Here is a 520-nt window from a genome sequence, read left to right as displayed (position 1 = left end):
GAACTGGTGGAAAAGAAGGTTATCTCATTTCGTCAAAAAGATGTCGCCTATATGGCATGGCGCAATAGTAGCGAAGGACTGGCGCAGCGCTGGTGGCGAGACGCGCTGCTGGCCAGTGAGGAAATTGCGCGCTTGTATCAATGACTCATCCAGACTGAAGCCGATATTGCGGGCAGCGTCAGGATATCATCGACGAGTTGGCCTTTGCCCTCTTTGTGCTGCCATTGCCAGGGGCGTTCCGGGCGGATGCTCTCGGATCCGCACNAGTGCTCATACCAACACGCGCTGGCGGTTTAGCACGCGTGCAAACACCACCACGTTATCCTCGGCGTAAATCACCTGGCACCCACCGTGGCGTAGCGCCTGGATCTGGTGACGTAATTTGGTCAGACGTTGATACAACGCCAGCAGGTCAGCGTCCTGTTTTTCAGGCTGCCACGGGAACGGTTTGCGACAAAAAGGATCGTTATTTCCATCCAGCCCCACTTCGTCGCCGTAGTAAATACAGGGCACGCCAGGC

At 55.9% G+C, this 520-nt stretch carries 2 pseudogenes; one reads left to right on the top strand and one right to left on the bottom strand.

Annotated elements, in window-relative coordinates:
• A pseudogene (locus FDX22_RS31415) lies at nt 1–144 on the top strand (LysR family transcriptional regulator); the annotation flags it as partial.
• On the opposite strand, the pseudogene FDX22_RS19840 reads toward FDX22_RS31415, so the two are convergent.
• Nucleotides 138–520 (bottom strand): annotated as a pseudogene (locus tag FDX22_RS19840) (maltodextrin glucosidase); the annotation flags it as partial. The pseudogenes FDX22_RS31415 and FDX22_RS19840 sit on opposite strands and share 7 nt — an antisense overlap.

Origin of the sequence: Citrobacter sp. TBCS-14 (assembly GCF_005280805.1) — a bacterium.
In the GTDB taxonomy this organism is placed as follows: domain Bacteria; phylum Pseudomonadota; class Gammaproteobacteria; order Enterobacterales; family Enterobacteriaceae; genus Citrobacter; species Citrobacter gillenii.
Note: the sequence above shows the minus strand (reverse complement) of the source record. Positions and strands in the feature narration are given on the sequence as shown.